The organism is Carboxylicivirga sp. M1479 (assembly GCF_007097485.1).
In the GTDB taxonomy this organism is placed as follows: domain Bacteria; phylum Bacteroidota; class Bacteroidia; order Bacteroidales; family Marinilabiliaceae; genus Carboxylicivirga.
This window is the reverse complement of record NZ_VKDE01000014.1, coordinates 39,466-59,023: the sequence shown is the minus strand read 5'-3', so window position 1 is coordinate 59,023 and position 19,558 is coordinate 39,466. Positions and strand designations below refer to the sequence as shown.

The following is a 19,558-nucleotide window of genomic DNA, read 5'->3' as shown; positions in this document are numbered from 1 at the left end:
TTTCTAGTTTCTTAAAACTGATTGACCACCTTGCGAATCTCCACCAAGCGAGTCATTAAACCTTCCAGTAGATCCAGATGTAACATATTGGCACCATCAGATTTAGCATTGGCTGGATCAAAGTGAGTTTCGATAAATAAACCATCGGCACCTACAGCAATACCTGCACGAGCAACCGTTTCAATTAACTCAGGTTTACCACCTGTAACACCACTTGTTTGGTTAGGCTGCTGAAGAGAGTGAGTAATATCTAAAACAACTGGTACATCAAACTCTTTCATGGCTGGGATACCTCGGTAATCAACAATCATATCCTGATAGCCAAACATGGTACCTCGGTCGGTTAACACCACTTCGTTGTTACCCATATCGCGCACCTTATTAACCGCAAAGGTCATGGATTCGGGACTTAAGAATTGTCCTTTTTTAATGTTGACGACCTTGCCTGTTTTAGCAGCTGCCACCAACAGATCTGTCTGACGGCATAAAAAAGCAGGTATCTGCAAAACATCAACGTACTCTGCAGCCATGGCAGCCTCTTCGGCAGCATGGATATCTGTTACCGTAGGAACATCGAATGTTTCACTTACTTTGCGTAAAATCTTTAGCGCTTTTTCATCGCCAATACCGCTGAATGAATCGATGCGTGAGCGATTGGCTTTGCGGTACGAACCTTTAAAAATATAAGGTATTTTCAGTTTGTTGGTAATTTCAACCACACGTTCGGCAATGCGCAAGGCCATATCTTCGCCCTCAATGGCACAAGGACCAGCTAGCAAAAAGAAGTTACCACTGTCTGTATGTTTAATCTTAGGTATGTTATTAATATCCATGCTTGTAAATTAGTCCGAAGTTCGGATGTCCGAAGTCCGTTGTTATTATTGCAAGACAAAAATACTAATCAATCTTGATACTTGCATCTTATGTCTTGAGTCTATTTATTTTATTCTTTAAATCGATCTTTCCACAAAAATTCCATCCGTTCGTTAACTTTTGCCTCCTGCTGATTGTTCTGTGGATGATAAATGCGCTGATTCTGTAGTTCATCAGGCATGTAATCTTGCTCTACAAAATTATTAGGATAACTATGAGCATATAGGTACTCTTTGCCATAATTCATCTCTTTCATCAATTTGGTAGGCGCATTGCGCAAGTGCAAGGGAACGGGTAAGTTGCCTGTTTGTTTAACAAGTGTTTGAGCGTCTTTAATGGCCTGATAGGCCGAGTTGCTTTTGGGGCTGGTGGCCAGGTAAATGGTTACCTGCGACAGGATGATCCGTGACTCGGGCCAACCCACCATTTTAATTGCTTCAAAGCAGTTGCTGGCCAATAGCAAGGCATTAGGGTTGGCCAATCCAATATCTTCAGAAGCCGAAATAATCAAACGGCGAGCAATAAATTTGGGGTCTTCGCCTCCTTCAACCATGCGTGCTAACCAATAAACCGCCGCATCAGGATCACTGCCTCTTATGGATTTGATAAATGCTGAGATAATATCGTAATGTAGTTCGCCGTTCTTGTCGTATTGCGCAGGGTTTTGTTGCAGATGAGTTGTTACCAGTTCATCTGTAATTTCAATGGTATCCTGAGTTATCTCGGCATTGGTAACCAACTCAAGTATATTGAGGAGTTTACGGGCATCGCCACCAGAATAGCGAAACAGGGCGGTATCTTCTTTTACAACAACATTTTTTTCCTTAAGAACGATGTCGGTGCTAAGTACTTTGTTTACTAAATCGAGTAGGTCTTCTTTTTCAAGGGATTTGAGTACGTAAACCTGGCATCGCGATAGCAATGGCGAAATAACCTCAAAAGACGGGTTCTCAGTGGTGGCACCAATTAAGGTTACAACACCCTCTTCAACGGCACCTAATAAACTGTCTTGTTGCGATTTGCTAAAACGGTGTATTTCATCGATGAATAAAATGGGCGAGGGGGAACTAAAAAAGCGTGCCTTGCGTGCCTTTTCAATGGCTTCACGTACATCTTTTACACCTGAGTTAATGGCAGATAGTATAAAAAATGGACGTTCTAATTGCTTGGCAATAATTTTGGCCAAAGTGGTTTTACCTACGCCAGGAGGCCCCCATAGTATAATGGATGAAATCACTTTGCGATCAATCATTTTGCGCAGTACAGCACCATTGCCAACCAAATGTTTCTGTCCTATGTATTGTTCCAGATTAGTTGGCCGCATTCGTTCGGCCAATGGGGGATATCCACTCATGCATTTTTGTCTTTAGAAGAACAAAAATACATAAATTAGAATGAGACATAAGCTGAAACCAAAGAATATAGTGACAAAAAGATATGGTTTAATATCTGTCCTTTCTCCTGTGGCTTGTTAATAACTTTTTGTAAAGTAGATAATTAAGTAAAATGGTTTCTTGTATTTTTAGTGACAAATTTTATTGTAGAAGTCAATTTGTAACGACGTGAATTTTTTATAGTATTAATCAATGGATAGAATTACCACAAAAGAACATTTCGAAGAGCTTATTAAAGGAGAAGACTTAAGCATTAGAAATAAATGGATTGATTGTGGAGCAGTTATCATTATAATACCTGACAAATTTGAAAATATTGAGATTGTAGATTCGAAAATATCTTCACCTCTTTTGTTTAAGGGTTGTAATTTGGCAAAATGCTCTATAATTGATGTAAGAGTATTTCACCAAATGATATTTCAAGAATGTAATTTTGATAATCATGAATCATTGATTCTAAAGAATGTTTCCTTTATGAAAGGGAACTTAAGTTTTATTGGTTGTGTATTTCAAACATTTCGAATTTTTAATTTTAGTAGTAATATTTTCAGGTGGACTGATTTTACTAACTGCACGTTTAATGACAGGGTAACTTTCACTTATGATACATTAAAATTTATCAAAGTCTTAGCATTTAAAGAATGTACATTTGAGGATTATGTTGAATTTAATTTTTCAGCTGATAGGTTAGATTTGGAAAACTCAAATTTTAATAAAAGCCTTAAATTTTATAATTCAGAGTTTAGGTTTCTAAACATGGAAGGAGTCCGATTTGAAAATATTATAGGCCTGAAAGGGATAAAGATTAGTAATGGAACGCAAGAAACTTTCAGGATTCTGAAGCATGAGTTTTTATCTCTTAACAATAGGATTGATGCTTTCAAATATTTTAAGTTGGAGATGGAAGCCTTCAGGAAGAACTTAAAGAGAGATAAAAAGAGGTGGTGGAATAGCTCTGACCGGTTGATAATTGAATTAAATAGATTGTCAAATGATTATTCAAATGATTGGAAAAGAGGAGTGTTCTTTACTATAGGTATCGGTGTATTATTCTTTACATTGTACTTTCTCGCGATTGTAGAAAAGGAAAAGTTTATTGATGAATTACCTAGCTCAATTGGCTACTTTGTTAAGTTCTTGTATCCTGCGCACAGTTTTGATTTTATGGAAGAGTATACTCCATGCGGTATTGCATACATAATTGATTTTGTAGGGCGTATTTTTATTGGATATGGATATTATCAAACAATTCAAGCATTCAGGAAATTCGGTAAGTGGTAGCAAATGATGTCATCGCTTTAAGCGATGACATCAGTGAATAAACAAAGTTCTATGACAAAACAAACAAAGACCAACGCCATGCGCATACTCGATCGTAATAAAGTGGAGTATGGTGCATTTCAATATCTATCTGATGAAGAAAATACAGATGGAACCTTGGTGGCTCGCATGAATGAGCGGAATACTGACTTAGTACACAAAACCTTAGTTGCCAGAAACGCTAAAAATGAGCTATTTGTTTTTATTATTCCGATTAATAAGGAATTAGACCTAAAGAATGCCGCCAAAGCAGCAGCTCAGAAAAAGATAGAGATGCTGCCCCATAAGGAGTTGCTAAAGTACACGGGGTATATCAAAGGCGGGTGTTCGCCCATTGGCATGAAGAAATTGTACCCTACCTTTCTGGAGCAAAGTTCAGAGCAAATGGGAAAAGTAATTGTTAGTGGCGGTAAAAAAGGATTTATACTAGAGATAAGCATTGAAAATTTACTCTCCACCCTTAAAGGGCAGCTAAAGGATTTGATTAAGGGGTAACTACTGATGTCATCGCTCTAAACGATGACATCAGTATATGATTCTGGAAAAAACCGTTTTTCGCAGAATCATAATGACAAATGGAAAAACGGTAGCGAATCACCACTTGTCATCATGACAAATTGCCAAACGCTGATGTTTTACCAATTGTCACCGTGACATTTCATGAAACGCTTGTGTTTGATCAAATGTCATCGTGACATTAAGAGAAAACACGGTGTATGGCCAAATGTCACCATGACGTTTTTGAAAAAAATGAATTTTGAAGATTAAAATGACATCCGTTTAAACTTTTAATAGCTTAGAAATTAGCAATGCATTAACACAGCATTTAGTCAAATCTTTTTAATTTTGGGGCTTAAACTTACATTAGACAATATGGCATTTTTTAGTTTTGGAGAATTTAAAGACGACTTGGGTTATAAAGTTGTAGATGAACGCGTGTGGCGAGGTAGTGCTGGTATCATGTTGCTGCTCGGTATTATTGCTTCTATAAATGGATTTATCCTGAATAACTACGAGATTATTCCGTATATATCAGGGTTTTTAGCCATCAATTTTGCAATTGGGGTATTTGTTAACCCAAAGTTTTCGCCAACGGCCTTGGTGTCGCGAATGGTAACTTATAATCAAAGTCCACTATGGATAGGTGCCGTTCAAAAGCGTTTTGCCTGGAGTTTGGGTTTAATTCTTTCAATTACCATATTTGTTTTATCGCTTCAGTTAGTAAACGATGTTAGCTACTTTAACATTGTTTGTATGCTCTGTTTAATATGCTTGCTACTGTTGTACCTCGAATCTGTATTCGGAATTTGTGTGGGATGTCAGATTTATCACGGAGCTATTCGTTTAAAAATTATTAAAGCACCCGAAGTAAAGCCTAATTGCATGGGCGATTCGTGTGAGGTGTAAATGCCAATAAATCAAAGAAAAGCTCAAAGTTGATGTATCAGCTTTGAGCTTTTTTTATGCCTTAAAACGGATGTCATCGCTCCAAGCGATGACATCCGTTTTTTTGGGCTTAAACAATACCAGTAAACTCCTGTTATGCTTGAAAGAAATAGGTATGAAAGCAATCGTGTCCTAAAGGTTTTTTGATATGAATGCAATTGTTTCAATTTAAGTTGTTTTTAGGTAGTTTTTCTAAGCTTGGGTGTTTTTAAACGCGGTGCACTATGGCCTCTCTTTTAAATAGCTTACGTTTTATCAAAAGCTTTAGAGAGACCAGGAAACTGAGAACTTGTTCGAAGATCACCTGGCCGCACTTAAGTTTGAGATAAATTGAAGCGGAGCGGAAATCATGAATACCTATAAAAACAGACACAATATGAACTAATAAGAAAGTTATTTAAAAAGTAGTCTTGATCTTTTTTCCTTAGTTTTTGTGATCAAGAACAAAAAGTAAGTCCGGTTTGGGCGGATAGCCCAATTGATAAAAATAATTAGGATAACATTGGTATGAAAGCAATTAGTTATATCGTTTTAACCTTATTAGTAAGTATAAACATGATAGCACAAGAAAAAGAAGTAGCGACATTTGGAGGAGGTTGCTTTTGGTGTACCGAGGCTTTTTTTGATGCCTTAGAGGGGGTTGAGAAGGTAGAATCGGGTTATAGTGGTGGCCAAACAGATAATCCTACTTATAAAGAAATTTGTTCAGGTATTACGGGGCATGCCGAAGTTGTACGAATAACATACAATCCTCAAAAGGTAGCTTTTGAAGATTTATTGGAAGTGTTTTTTGCAACCCATAATCCTACGACTTTAAACAGGCAGGGGGCCGATGTTGGAACACAGTACCGATCAGTGGTATTTTACCACAACAAACAGCAAAAACAAATTACCGATTTGGTAATTGAAGAACTGGGAAATCAAAAGGTATTTGACGATCCAATTGTAACAGAAGTAACCGTATTTGACAAGTTTTATAAGGCCGAAGATTACCACCAAGATTATTTCGAAAACAATCCTCGCCAACCGTATTGTAATGCTGTTATCAATCCAAAAATGGAAAAGTTCAAAAAAGTTTTTGCCGAAAAATTGAAGTGAAAATCATTTGATCGCTTATTAAAAGATGTTTTCTAAAAGTCTTATTATTAGTAGGTAATAGCTTGTTTGGAGAAGTTGATGTAAAATTAACATGAAAGAAAGGTTGTTTTATAACATGAAAATTACCTATCTTTGAACTCCGGAATGAGACATCAGATTGATCAATATTTACACCGACGAAAGTCACACAATCATCCGGAAAATGATGGTTTAATAAACCGTTTTTTTTCTTTTTCAATCAATCGTATTCGCGTTGAGCAACTTATTAGTTTTAGATATATTAAAGAAGGCCTGATTTTTATTTCAGGTCTTTTTTTTGTGCTGTTTTCTAGCATACACCAGTTGCTATCCAAAATAATTTGTAATCCGAACCAAATAACGTGGGAGCATTCTCACAGTAAATAGTTATGCAAATGAAGAACAAAAGTTTAGTGTCCATCAGTGATTTCACCAAAGAAGAAATCTTACGCATTGTGGAGTTGGCAGCAGAATTTGAAGCTAACCCAAATCAGAAGTTATTAGACGGTAAAGTAGTGTCAAGTTTGTTTTTTGAGCCTTCAACACGCACACGCCTTAGTTTTGAAACGGCCATTAACCGTTTAGGTGGTGGTATAATTGGTTTTACCGATTCATCGTCTTCATCTACATCCAAAGGAGAGTCGTTAAACGATACCATTAAAATGGTAAGTAACTATAGCGATTTGATTGTGATGCGTCATCCATTAGAAGGTTCAGCGCGTTACGCCTCTGAAGTATCTGATGTACCAGTTATTAATGCTGGCGATGGAGCTAATCAACACCCAACACAAACACTGTTGGACTTGTATTCAATTTATAAAACACAAGGAACCCTTGAGAACTTGAATATCTTTCTTGTGGGAGACTTAAAATATGGTCGTACCGTACATTCTTTATTAATGGCTATGTCGCAATTTAACCCTACGTTTAACTTTATCTCACCAGACTCGTTAAAGATGCCTGATGAGTACAAGTTATTCCTTGACAAGCAAGGGATTAAATATTACGAGCACCTTGAGTTTACCGATATTATTGAAGAATCAGATATTCTTTACATGACACGTGTTCAGCGTGAGCGTTTCTCAGATCCTATCGAGTACGAAAAAGTGAAGAACGTATATGTATTACGTAATTCAATGTTAGATAATACGAAGGATAATTTACGTATTCTTCATCCACTGCCACGTGTAAACGAAATTCACACCGATGTGGATGCGAACCCTAAAGCCTACTATTTTGAACAGGCAGAAAATGGTGTTTATGCCCGTATGGCCATTATGGCGTCTATTTTAGGATTGAAGTAAGAGCATTTTAAAAGACATTGAATCATGACAAAGAAAGAATTAAGCGTAAGAGCAATAAAAAATGGTACAGTAATCGACCATATACCAGCAACACACTTATTTAAAGTAATCTCTATTTTAGGGCTGGATAAAATTGAGAATCAAATAACTTTTGGTACTAACTTAAAAAGTAAGCAACAAGGTCACAAGGCTATTATTAAAGTTGCTAAAAAGTTTTTTGCCGATGATGAGATCAATAAAATTGCTTTGGTAGCTCCATTTGCCAAGCTTAATATTATTGAGGACTATCAAGTGGTAGACAAAAAGGTTGTTGAATTACCAGATGAGGTTGTGGGCATTGTAAAGTGTTTTAACCCTAAGTGTATTACTAATAATGAGGAAATGGTAACTAAATTCTCATTAGTTGAAAAACAACCATTGGCACTTAAGTGTAATTATTGCGAGAAAATTACCAATGAAGAGCACCTTGAGGTAATATAATTTGATGGACCAGGATGCTTTAGGCATCTTACTATAATAGAAAACTCCCACATCGCCCGATGCGGGAGTTTTTGATTTTATACAACTATTTAGTGTTATTTCTGTTTTATTCTAAAATATTTAAAAATAAGTAGGATGAGTAAAAGAGATAAGATAATTTATTGGATTGCTACAGGTTTACTGTCAGCCATGATGATGATGTCGGCAGGTATGTACTTGTTTAATAATGCTATGGTTAGTGAAACGTTCTCTAACCTGGGATTTCCAAGCTATATTATTTACCCATTAGCAGTAGCAAAAATTTTGGGTGTAATTGCAATAGTATCGAATAAATCAAAGGCTTTGAAAGAATGGGCTTATGCCGGATTTTTCTTTGATTTTGTATTAGCAGCGGCGGCACATGTATCCATTAGCGACGGGGATCATATGGGAGCCATAGTTGCAATAGTACTTCTGTTTGTATCCTATTTCTTTGGACAAAAAAGGTAAAGCAAATGAGCTAATAGCTATAGAAATCGAGTTATTAGCTCTTTGTTGTTAAAAGCGCACAAAATAGCCTAAGTTCACAAAACCTTTGTGCCCGGCACCAATATGCCCAGTTAATCCATGTTTATTTCCCCACTTAAAGGACAGTAGGTTAATGTGGTAAGTAAAACCTTCAAGATCGACTGAATAATTCAATCCGCCATTGTTTTTATGCCGTTCTTTACCATAACCAAAGCTAAGGCCACTTGCCAGGCGAAATTTTGGATTGCGTAAATATTCAAATTCAACTTGTGGGGCAATAACAAAGGTCGATTTTGTTGACCGATAATCAAAAATAACAGATGTTGTTGGAGGGAATGTGTAGTATTGCAGATCCCCTGTTCCTTCCGATATAACCTTGTCATACATCAGGTTGACGCCTATTTTTAACCAAGTATTGATGTATCGATAATAATCCAAGTTAAATGCTCCCAATATAAAATATTTGGTTTGCCCATCATGACTACCATCAACCCATTTTTCAAAGCGATAAAGTGAAGCAGGAGAGTAAGTAAGACTAATCTCATCAGTTTGAGCATAATTAAACTGACAGATCAAGGCAAATAGCCATGTAAATAATAATTTCCTCATGAAGTAATAGTTAAGTTAGATTCTGTTTTAAGACAAACTATTGTGCTTAAACACTTATAAATATTTTAGTGATTGAATAAAGCGTATAATGACTAGTAACGTATCTTTGTGAAAAAGATTAAAAATGGCAAAGCAAGACTGGAAACCTGGAAATATGATCTATCCATTACCTGCTGTAATGGTTTCATTGGGTAATTCGCCCGAAAATTATAACATTATTACCATTGCCTGGACGGGTACAATCTGTTCCGACCCACCAATGTGTTATATTTCTGTGCGAAAAGGCCGTCATTCGTACCAAACACTGAAAGAAACAGGCGAATTTGTCATTAACTTAACCATAAAGGACTTATCCTATGCTACCGATTGGTGTGGTGTTCGTTCGGGGCGTCAGTATAATAAATTTGAGGAGATGCACTTAACGCCTGGTAAAGCTTCTGTTGTTAACGCGCCCATTATTGAGGAGTCGCCTATTAACATTGAGTGTAAGGTAACAGAGATTAAAGAGTTGGGTACCCATGATATGTTTATGGCTGAGGTAGTGAATGTGAAAGCGGATGAAAAGTACATAGATGAGAAAACAGGTGCTTTCAGTTTGCAAAAAGCAAAACCAATATGCTATTCACATGGTCATTACTTTGAAATAGGTAAGAAGATTGGCAAGTTTGGGCATGCTGTGGAAAAGAAGAAGAAAAAACGCAAACCCAGAATGAAGAAGTAATACCAAATGTATTACAAAATGAGCCTTTTGCCATTTTGCTAATTACATTGGTAAATGCCGTTGAATCAATGAAAAGCTTTATTGAAACGCAGTTGAAAATAAAGCTCATTCTATTGACCAAACGGTATAATGAAAAACCCAGTCGGAAAGGACTGGGTTTTCTATTATATAATCGCAACAATAGTATTTTTTGAGCAAATACTATTTTAGGTCGTTTGATTTTCCTTTTTCACTTTACCACCTGTATTTTCGCTTTTCTCAAGTTTTGCAGGGTCGCCCAGGTAATATATCATGCCGCCAGAACCAGCAGTTCCACTCAATTTATTGTTAACAGATACCTCAACAATACTGCCCAATGTTGATTTGGCGTAGGCCTCGTCACTCTCCAAGTTAAAGCCAAGGTACTTACCACCAGTACCAATATTTACTTCTTGAAATTTTGTTTTTCCTTCTAACTCAATCTTACATGTTGAGCCTTTAACTTCCAGGTTATTAACATCAACATCTAATAGAAGATTTGCATCGGTTCCAGCTCTTAACTTAAGGCTTTCGGCATAAATGGTATTGTCGGCATCAATAGTTGCTCCCGAGCCAGCTTCAATATCTCTTAAGCGTTTGTATGTAACGTATACCTGAACATGAACGTCCTTGTATATCTTGGTTTTCATTTTAACCGTTAGCTTTCGGTTTTTAACTTCGGTAATTACATCTGTTACCTCGCCGTTTTTAATGTGGACATCAATTTCCTCTTTGTCGCCTTCAATAAGGGTTACGTTAATCCCTTTTGATGCTTTTATCTTATCAAAAGAACCTACTTTTCTAATTTGTGTATGATCAGGTTCTTGAGCGAATGAACTCAATACAATTGCGAATAATAGTACAATGGTGCTAGTTAATTTCATAAAGTCAGTATTTTTTAATGGCATACGCAGCTTTGTGCGATTGGTTATACCTGTAAATGTTGAAAAAACTTAAATCTTCATCAGCGTAGCAAAAACTATGCAAATAATTCACGAAGCTCTGTTTCTGATAAATCTTTTAATGGATTATTGTTGGTAATAAATGAATCGGCCAGGGCAGTCTTGCGTTCCTGTAGCTTCGCAATCTTTTCTTCAATACTTCCCGACGAAATAAATTTATAAACGAATACATTCTTTGTTTGTCCAATGCGGTGAGCACGATTAATGGCCTGAGCTTCGGCAGCCGGGTTCCACCATGGATTAAGCACGAACACATAATCTGCCTCAATCAGGTTTAAGCCAACGCCACCAGCTTTTAAAGAAATTAGAAAAACTCGGCAGTTTTCATCATCGGTAAAATCTTTAATAACCTGCTGACGATTGCTAGTTGAGCCCGTGAGCTTAGAATATTTGATTTTTTGTGCTTGCAAATCCTTTTCAATCAATTCTAAATCTTTTACAAAAGATGAGAATATTAATACTTTATGGTTTTCGCTGATAGCATTATTTAGTTTCTGAAAAATCTGCTCGTATTTACCCGATGTGCCAGTATAGTCCTGATCTACCAATGCCGGGTGATTGGCTATCTGTCGTAGCTTTGTTAATGCCTGCAGCGCCAATATGGCATTTTTATTAACACCCGTTTGTTCAATGGCTTTTAATAATTCGTTTCGAATGCCTGATTTCTCACGCTCGTAAAACTTTTGCTGATCTTCGGTCATATCACAAACCAAGGTTTGCTCAGTTACAGGAGGTAGCTCTTTGGCTACCATCTCTTTCGTGCGTCGTAGGATAAATGGATTAATCAGCTGACGTAATTTCTCTTCCTTTACTTCATTTTGCTTCTTCTCAATGGGGCCAGCAAAGTGATTCTTAAAGAAATTTAGGTTACCCAGTAAACCGTTGTTGACAAAGTTCATTTGTGCCCATAAATCAACCAAAGCGTTTTCAATGGGTGTGCCTGTTAATACCAACTTGTGTTTGGCTTTTAGTTCGCTAACGGCTTGGTAAAGCTTTGAGCCAGGGTTTTTAATGTTCTGGCTTTCATCTAAAATGGTATAATGGAAAGTGTAGTTTTTTAGATACTCAATGTCGTTGCGCGCAATGCCATAACTGGTTAATACAATGTGGTAATGCTTAATAATTTTGCCTATTTCTTTTGATTTGGTTCGATTATTTCCAGTGTATAAATAGATTTTTAATTGAGGAGCGAATTTCGTTATCTCATTGGCCCAGTTATGTATTAAAGATGTGGGCATAACAATTAAACTGGCAGGCAAGGAGCTGTTGTTAAAGCCTTGAATGGAATCAAACATTTCCAGTTGCTCAGATGCTTGCTTCGTTTCATCCGTTTTATTTGACTCGTATTGGTTCATTAATAGGGCAATAGTTTGAATGGTTTTACCCAAACCCATGTCATCGGCTAGTATGCCACCAAACTGATTTGAATTAAGCAACTTCATCCAGTTAAAACCCTCCAGCTGATAATGACGAAGAGTAGCTTGCAGACCATCAGGCGATTCAAAATTGATCTTTTTCTGCTGCAGCTGGGCCATCTTCTTTTGCCATTCGGGCGACACATCATCCAAACGTTCTTGCTCAAGTAGGTTGTAGTGCATTTTATCCAAGGTCATCTTTCCATCATCTACCTTTACAAAATGCATCAGGTCGGTAAACTTGGTAAACCATTCTTCTGGTATAACAAAAAACTCATTGTTGGGTAATTTAAACTCTCTTTTTCCCCTCAGTATATATTGACGAATCTCCTGAAATGGAATGTTAAACTCTCCAACCTGGATAATGGCCTTTATATCAAACCAGTCGTTTTCTTCCTGGTATTGCATGCTCAAGTTAACGTGGCCAGCGTAGTAACGCTCATCAAAGCCCTGCTGTATAATTTGTATGCCTTCTTTTAAAAGTGTTTTTGCATGCGTGTTTAACCATTCAATATGCATGTGTAAGTCCGACGAAATTTCTTCATCGATCATTGGACGGTATTGCGAATCGCTTATGGCCTTTAAACTTAGCGATTGCAGAATATGGATTATGGCTTCTTCTTCCTGTGTTTTGCGCTTAAAGCGGTCGAAAATATAATGCCCCTTCATTTTACGCTGATTAACAAAAACCGTTGATTTGGTGCCTGCCAAATATTCTCGTTGATCGTATTTGAATTTAAGCGTAAGAACAGGCTGTTGAGCCAGATCCTTATCCAGTACCAAAACAGCTTGTAGATTAACGCCTTTGTTATTAATGAAAAAACCTTTGGCTTGTACGTGGTAATCGCGAATACAATTCTCAACAAAAGAGGCCATGTAAGCATCAACACTGCGCTTTTGTATTAAAAGGTGGTTGACTTTTTGAAAGGGTTTAAATTTTTTACTGTCGATGTTTTCAAAACGAAACAGTTCATTATTTATCAAAAAGGTGCAGGGAGAAGACGTGAGCTCAACCACTTCGCGATTGGTCATGCCCATTTCGCCTTTTTCTGTTTTAATCTTAAGCGTGTAGCGTAAGCCATTTTCATCCAGGTCAAATTCAAACTGAGGCTGATGATAGAGCGCACTTACTTTAATTCTATCCGACTGGTACATATGGCTGTAGTTCGGATTCTTAAAGAAAACAGGGATATCGGCCAGAGCAATTATTTCAAGGGCTTCAGATATTTTGGCATCCATTAAAGGACGGATATGATCAAGGGTAAACTGTTCTTCTAATTTATCGAAAAATAGCTTGAGGTTTTTTTGTTTGGAGAAACGCTTGAATAGGTTCTGCTCATTAATGGTGTTTAAAAGCTTTACCACTTCGGCCTGAGCAGGAGAAAACTCAAATCGTTTATCTTTTATATGCTCAACAGTAGCGGGTTCAATAAGTTGTAATGCGTTTGTTTCGTTACTTTGTGCGTAAAAGGGGATGAGAGTGAAACCAATGTTTCGTTTCTCAGATATGATGGTAATTAACTGCTCCATAACTTTCTAATAGTACTTTTTTTCTGCTTGTTTATAGCTAAACAACCAACAAAGATAGCATCATATTAATTGGCGCTGCGATTATGGGCATAAAAAAAGGCCGACAAGTTGTCGGCCTTTCATTCTATTTGAATATTATTTTTTACTTTTTTCCTTCAAGCATATCTAACTTCTTATTCAGTAGTTTGATGTTGCGTCGGCCTGTTTCAATTTTATGATGGAAATCGCGTACCAGAGCTTCTGACTTTTTAGATTTTGCAAAGAAGCCAATGTTGTTTTCCCAAACAGTAATATCATTTTCAAGCTGCTTAAGCTTATTAATAATCTTATTACGTTCTTGAATCAAACGATCGTTGGCATGCTCTGTTTTATAGCTCTCAATCTTATTTCTAAATTTCTCAACATTTTTCTCAAACTCGTTTAAGTTTAAGTTGTCGAAGTATTTGTTGATGTGAGCTCTAAATTCTTGATTAACACGCTCTTTTTCTTTGATTGGTACATGGCCAATTTCATTCCAACGGTGCTGGAAATCCTGAAGATTTTTAAAGTTTTCTTCAGCGTTATCGCTGGCTTCAAAAACTTTTACTTCCTCAATTAGCGCTTCTTTGAGTTTTAGGTTTTCATCTTGCGACTCATCCTTTTTACTAAAGAACTTATTTTTGTGCTCGAAAAAGGCATCGCAGGCTGTTCTAAAACGTTTCCAAATGGCATCAGATTGTTTGCGTGGAACAGGGCCAATTTCTTTCCACTTCTTTTGAATCTTAATGTATTCGTCTGTGGTGCGTTTCCAATCTGTGCTTTCCCTCATGCTTTCGGCCTGCACACATAAATCGGTTTTTAGCTGTAGGTTTTCAGACTGCTCTGATTTGTACGACTTAAAAAACTGACGTTTATTATTAAAGAACTTGTCGCAGGCTGTGCGGAAACGCTCGTAAATACGGTTGTTATCTTTCTTAGGAGCAAAGCCAATTGTTTTCCAAATTGTTTGAAGTTCTATTAACTCTTTACTTTTGGCTTCCCACTCTTTAGGAGAATGTAATTCAACCTCTGAAAGAATCTCAGCTTTCTCGCAAAGTTCAGTCTTCGCCTCTAAATTCTTCTGTAACTGGTCTTTTAAACCTTCAAAATATTCCTGATGACGTTTATTAATCTTTGATGTCGCTTCTTTAAATCGCTGCCACAACTCTTCTTTTACTTCGTGTGGCACAGGACCTATTTCGCGCCATTGCTCATGAAATTTCTGAAGCGTTTTAAATGCTTTAACAATGGTTGGTTCAAGCAGTAATTGCTCGGCCTTTTCGCATAAATTAGTCTTAGCTTCAAGATTTTTCTTTAAATCAAGATCGCGAAGCTCTTTATTTATTTTTATATAGCTATAAAAGTTTTCAATGGTATGGTTGTAGGTTTCCCACAAGTCGTGTACTCGGTTTTGAGGGATAGAACCAATATTTCTCCATTTATCCTGAAACTCTCTAAAATGGGTAAATGTTTCGTTTAATGATTCCTGACCATTAATCAGTTCCTTAATGCCTTCAATTACTTGAAGTTTAGCTTCCAGGTTGGCCGATTTTTCTTCCTCTAAACGCTTATTAAATTCAGCTCTTCTTTCTTTAAACTGCTTTAGAAATGCTTTTAAATCAATTTCTAAAGTATCAACAGGAGCGGCAAAATTCTCTACTTTTTCGCCCGATTCAATAAATTTACGTTTCAAGTCTTCAACTTCGGCAGAGTGCTTTTTGTAAAAAGCCGATTTAATCGCTTCTACTTCATCTTTGATGTTTTCTACAGGGAAGTTTTTAAGCACAGAACCAAGTCGTTGTACCAACTCTTCTTTGCTAAGCATAATGTGGTCTACAGCTTCTAACTGAGGACTTTCGTCATTTGTTTCCTCAACAACTTCTTCGGTAGAGGCTGCTTCTGTTTTTTCTTCTTCTTCTTTTACTTCTTTAGTTTCCTCGGCTGGAGTTTCTTCCGCAGGAGTAGGCACCTCGTTTTCTGGTGTGTTGCTAGCTGGCGTATTTTCAGTTTGATTTTCTGAATTCAAACCAGCTCCTTCTTCGCTTGGTTTGTTTAGGTCTTGTGCTTCCATAAGCTTTGAGTTCGTTTACATCGCCAGACTAGTTGTTGGCCTTAGCGTCAATTTATCTTACGAATATATTGTAAATCGGGCAATAGGCAAATTTTTTACCTTAAAAAGAGATAACTGCTCTGTGAATAGTCTTCGGAGTATGGTAAATGACCGTATTTGTAGGATTTATTGGTAGATAAACACGAAGCACATGGTACATATTTTTATCTTTGTGACAAAATATAAGATACCATGCGCATAGATATTCTAACCTTGTTTCCAGAGATGTTTCAAGGACCATTAACTCAGTCGATAATGAAACGAGCTGTTGATAAAGGTCTGGTGGAAATGTGTTTTCATGATATACGTGATTATACCCTGGATAAGCATAAAAAAGTGGATGACTATGCATTTGGTGGTGGTGCAGGCATGGTCATGACGATTCAGCCAATAGCTGATTTAATAGAGAAGCTAAAAGCAGAGCGTGAATATGAACATGTTATTTATATGACTCCCGACGGTCAGCGTTTTGAGCAGAGAATTGCTAATTCCCTATCCTTGTGTGGTAATATTATGATTTTATGCGGCCATTATAAGGGCGTTGACCAACGTGTGCGTGATAACTATGTAACCATGGAAATATCCATAGGCGATTATGTATTAACAGGAGGGGAGATGGCTGCCGCAGTAGTGTCTGATGCCATCATACGCTTGATTCCAGGTGTGATGTCTGACGAAACATCGGCCTTAACAGATAGTTTCCAGGATGATTTGTTGTCGCCACCTGTCTATACGCGACCTGCCGATTACAATGGTTGGAAAGTTCCTGATGTGCTTCTAAGTGGTAACCAAGCTAAAATTGATGAATGGCGAGAGCAAGAGGCTTATAAGCGTACCAAAAAGATACGCCCTGATTTGTTGGATGAGTAATTATCGGTTACAAAGTGTCTTATAAGTACAAAATCTGCATTTATCCACATTGTCTACTGGATGAAATGCGATATCTGGGTTGTACAGGGTTTCCAGCATTTCATTCAACCCTGCTTTAAACTGATCTCGAACAGATTGTAGCAAGATTGGATTTTTTGTTTTCCCCTCTTTCAGAAATAATTGGGTATCATAGCTTTTCTTAAATACATCGCGCACCCATATTACACCAGGCTGTATGGGTGTATTTTCGTATTCGGTTTCTTCTAATATTAAGGAATACAAAAGTGTTTGAAAGGTGGCCTTATTTTTTTTGTGTTTATCGGTATCAAATAAATCACTTACCTTACTTATGGTCGGATCTCCTGTTCCCGTTTTATAGTCCATTACCCGTAAAATACCATCTTTACTTTCCAGGCGATCGATGTAACCACCAATATTCAAATTCAGTTCTCCACTGCTGTAACAATGTTCCACTTTGGGTTCAAGGCTAACAATGGTAAAGGGAGTTCTTTCTTTTTCGAGTTTTAAAAATTGTAAGAGGTAACGCCTGATAACTTCAAAAACCATGACGTTTTTACCATGGATCTCGGTAAAGGTGTTTTTTCCTTTTTCATAATCACTCAGGTGGGTATTAAAGCCGTCACGAATTAATCCATCAAATAGTTTTTTATTGCTTATCCATGCTTCTATTGTACTAGCATCAACTTCTTTACCCTCCTGTGTTTTATATAAATTCTCCACCACATCATGAAAAATAAGGCCAAAGATACGGGCATCAGCCTCTTCGGTTATTTCATCTGGCTCACGAATACCTGCAATCTTTTGGTAATAAAAGCGCATGGGGCATTCGATATAAACCGAAAGGGCACTTGGCGACAGAAACTTATCGTTGCCTTGTTTGTACTTTTCCAGTTGCTCCATTACCTCAGGTGTTTTGTGTGCAATGGGTAGTGGAGGACTTAATAAAGAAACATGGCCCGATGACGATTGTGATTGTATTTGAGCGTTAAACTCGTACTTTAACTGATAGAGGTAGCGACTCATTTCATTGGATTTCATGCCTTGAGCACCTGTTGAATACAACAACTCTACCTTTTTTGCTCTATGGATGAGGCGGAAGAAATAATATGAAAAAATGGTATCCTGAAACTCGATGGTTGGCAGTTCAAAGCCAGCGCGCAAAGTAGCAGGAATAAATGTATTGGGTGCCGAAGTTCGAGGAAATACCCCTTCGTTTAAGTCCAGAATGATTAGTTTATCAAAATCAAGGGCTCGGGTTTCCAATATTCCCATCACTTGCAAACCAGCCAATGGCTCCCCTTTAAAAGGAACTGTTTGAAAATCGGCCAGTTTCTTAAATAGCTTTATCCATGTATCAGAATTAATTTCTTTTTGCTGATTATGCTCCAGTAAATCCTGCAAACGAACAATGCTTTTGTGAAGAGTAAAAACAAATTCCTGTTCTAAAATTTTATCCTCCTGTGGCTGTAGTAATTCATAAATCTTATTCAATATATTGGTCAGGTAGGTGGTCATTTCACTGCCATTACTAACCTTACTGAATATCAACTTAAATAAAGGGTTAATGTGCAAATCTTTGGCCTTAACAAATATGATGTTTTCTTTCACCAATTTTTTATGCAGGGTACGGCAATCGTTTTCGGCCAGTAATGAAATATATTGATGTTGTAAAATGGGTAATACATGACGATGATAAAGCCAAATGCCTTCTTTGCTTTTGCGGGCATTGCGCAGCATTTCAAACAATAGATTTAACAAACCAAATATGGGTGTGTGGTTAAGCGGGTAACCCATTGTAACATTAACGCGATCAACATTTTCAGGTATACCATGAAGTGCCGGCATCAGCATGGTTTCGTCGGCCAGAACGAGGGCAGTTTTTAAATCACTTTCATACTCTTGTTTAAGAAACGAATGTACCGATTTAAGTTGCTCAGTAGGGTTCGCCACTGCCGTTATTGTTATTTCGGGCCCTTTTTCGTTAAGTGGTAAAACAAAATCTTTGGGCGATGGGTAGCGCAGTTTGTTTTCGTTTAAAAATAAGCCAGGGCCACGCGTTTGAAAAGCTTCTCCTTGCGATTGTTCAGATGGTAGCATCCAGGGCGAATAATCCCAAAAGAAATGGGCCAGATTTCTTTTTTGTAGGTTGTCCATTACTTTGCGTTCGGCAGGTGTTAAGGCATTTAAACCTACGAAAACAATTTTCTTCCACTTAATCTCCAATTGACCATCTTGCTTAAGTTGATCAGCTACCTGTCGGTAAATCATCCCCTCAAAGGCCAAAGAACGTTCGCTTAGGTAGTTTTTAAATTGCTTATAAACAGGAGGTATATGTTCCCAGTTTTCTAAAAAATGATTTTGATGCGACGATAACTGGTCGGCTTTAAATGTGCCCCAAAATGTTTTAATGGCTTCGAGTTGCTTTTCACTAAGGTGGCTGTAATCATCGTCTAATTCTTTATACGATATAATATTTGAAAAAAGTTGATCAACATTTACCAGGTATTTGTCAATGTCATCAAAATCACCCAAAAAGAGTTCGCCCCAAGGTAAAAATTCATCAAAAGTACTGTCTTTGCCCGTTACTTGATTATAAATCTGGTGCAAGGAAAAAAGAAGCGTAATGTTATCAGCCACAATAGAATTGGAAAGAGAATCGAAAAAATCGTTCACAGTCATTATTTGTGGCGCCCACGATGGCTCCTTAACCATTTGCCGTAGGTGGTTAGTGAAAAAGATACCAGATCGTTGACTAGGGAAAACAAAGCAATAATCAGCCAGTTCATCTTTGGCATTTTGATAATAATAAGTCGCTATTGCATTCAGAAATCCTTGTGTCATGAG

At 37.3% G+C, this 19,558-nt stretch carries 15 protein-coding genes and 1 pseudogene; 9 read left to right on the top strand and 7 right to left on the bottom strand.

Going from position 1 to position 19,558, the window contains the following annotated elements:
* Positions 1-11 precede the first annotated feature (11 nt).
* Together kdsA and FNN09_RS09840 are read right to left on the bottom strand one after the other, a co-directional pair.
* The gene (kdsA, locus tag FNN09_RS09845; protein ID WP_143301997.1) at positions 12-833 is read right to left on the bottom strand and encodes a 3-deoxy-8-phosphooctulonate synthase; all 822 of its coding nucleotides are present in this window, start codon (positions 831-833) and stop codon (positions 12-14) included.
* Between the two features lie 110 nt (positions 834-943).
* Positions 944-2,227 (bottom strand): replication-associated recombination protein A, encoded by a 1,284-nt coding sequence (locus FNN09_RS09840; RefSeq protein ID WP_143301995.1) that lies wholly within the window; start codon positions 2,225-2,227, stop codon positions 944-946.
* A gap of 232 nt (positions 2,228-2,459) precedes the next feature.
* Between FNN09_RS09840 and FNN09_RS09835 the strand changes: the two genes are divergently transcribed.
* From FNN09_RS09835 to FNN09_RS09805, 7 genes and pseudogenes are all read left to right on the top strand, one after another.
* Positions 2,460-3,548, top strand: coding sequence for a hypothetical protein (locus FNN09_RS09835; RefSeq protein WP_143301993.1), 1,089 nt, complete (start codon positions 2,460-2,462; stop codon positions 3,546-3,548).
* Positions 3,549-3,599: 51 nt separating this feature from the next.
* A complete protein-coding gene (ybaK, locus tag FNN09_RS09830) occupies positions 3,600-4,082 on the top strand; it encodes a Cys-tRNA(Pro) deacylase (protein WP_221932468.1) in 483 nt (160 codons plus the stop codon).
* A 378-nt stretch (positions 4,083-4,460) separates the two neighbouring features.
* Positions 4,461-4,994, top strand: coding sequence for a DUF4395 domain-containing protein (locus tag FNN09_RS09825; RefSeq protein ID WP_143301991.1), 534 nt, complete (start codon positions 4,461-4,463; stop codon positions 4,992-4,994).
* 540 nt (positions 4,995-5,534) lie between these two features.
* Positions 5,535-6,131 (top strand): annotated as a pseudogene (gene msrA / locus FNN09_RS09820) (peptide-methionine (S)-S-oxide reductase MsrA); the annotation flags it as partial.
* Between the two features lie 413 nt (positions 6,132-6,544).
* Entirely contained in the window at positions 6,545-7,453 is a 909-nt protein-coding gene (pyrB, locus tag FNN09_RS09815; RefSeq protein WP_143301988.1) for an aspartate carbamoyltransferase, read from the top strand.
* Positions 7,454-7,477: 24 nt separating this feature from the next.
* The gene (gene pyrI / locus FNN09_RS09810; RefSeq protein WP_143301986.1) at positions 7,478-7,933 is read left to right on the top strand and encodes an aspartate carbamoyltransferase regulatory subunit; all 456 of its coding nucleotides are present in this window, start codon (positions 7,478-7,480) and stop codon (positions 7,931-7,933) included.
* A gap of 135 nt (positions 7,934-8,068) precedes the next feature.
* Positions 8,069-8,422: a DoxX family protein gene (locus tag FNN09_RS09805; RefSeq protein WP_143301984.1), complete on the top strand. Its 354-nt coding sequence runs from the start codon at positions 8,069-8,071 to the stop codon at positions 8,420-8,422.
* 48 nt (positions 8,423-8,470) lie between these two features.
* On the opposite strand, the gene FNN09_RS09800 is transcribed toward FNN09_RS09805, so the two are convergent.
* Positions 8,471-9,049, bottom strand: coding sequence for a hypothetical protein (locus tag FNN09_RS09800; protein ID WP_143301983.1), 579 nt, complete (start codon positions 9,047-9,049; stop codon positions 8,471-8,473).
* 124 nt (positions 9,050-9,173) lie between these two features.
* Here FNN09_RS09800 and FNN09_RS09795 point away from each other — a divergent pair, with 124 nt between their 5' ends.
* A complete protein-coding gene (locus FNN09_RS09795) occupies positions 9,174-9,770 on the top strand; it encodes a flavin reductase family protein (RefSeq protein WP_143301981.1) in 597 nt (198 codons plus the stop codon).
* Between the two features lie 206 nt (positions 9,771-9,976).
* On the opposite strand, the gene FNN09_RS09790 is transcribed toward FNN09_RS09795, so the two are convergent.
* From FNN09_RS09790 to FNN09_RS09780, 3 genes are all read right to left on the bottom strand, one after another.
* Positions 9,977-10,672, bottom strand: a complete 696-nt coding sequence (locus tag FNN09_RS09790) for a head GIN domain-containing protein (protein ID WP_185968956.1) — start codon at positions 10,670-10,672, stop codon at positions 9,977-9,979.
* A gap of 95 nt (positions 10,673-10,767) precedes the next feature.
* The gene (locus FNN09_RS09785) at positions 10,768-13,695 is read right to left on the bottom strand and encodes a DEAD/DEAH box helicase (protein WP_143301977.1); all 2,928 of its coding nucleotides are present in this window, start codon (positions 13,693-13,695) and stop codon (positions 10,768-10,770) included.
* 142 nt (positions 13,696-13,837) lie between these two features.
* Positions 13,838-15,784 carry a DUF349 domain-containing protein gene (locus tag FNN09_RS09780; protein ID WP_143301975.1) on the bottom strand — a complete coding sequence of 649 codons (1,947 nt, stop codon included), beginning with the start codon at positions 15,782-15,784 and terminating at the stop codon, positions 13,838-13,840.
* Between the two features lie 231 nt (positions 15,785-16,015).
* Between FNN09_RS09780 and trmD the strand changes: the two genes are divergently transcribed.
* A complete protein-coding gene (trmD, locus tag FNN09_RS09775) occupies positions 16,016-16,693 on the top strand; it encodes a tRNA (guanosine(37)-N1)-methyltransferase TrmD (RefSeq protein WP_143301974.1) in 678 nt (225 codons plus the stop codon).
* Here trmD and FNN09_RS09770 read toward each other — a convergent pair whose 3' ends face one another.
* The gene (locus tag FNN09_RS09770) at positions 16,694-19,555 is read right to left on the bottom strand and encodes a PD-(D/E)XK nuclease family protein (RefSeq protein ID WP_143301972.1); all 2,862 of its coding nucleotides are present in this window, start codon (positions 19,553-19,555) and stop codon (positions 16,694-16,696) included.
* Positions 19,556-19,558: the final 3 nt, after the last annotated feature.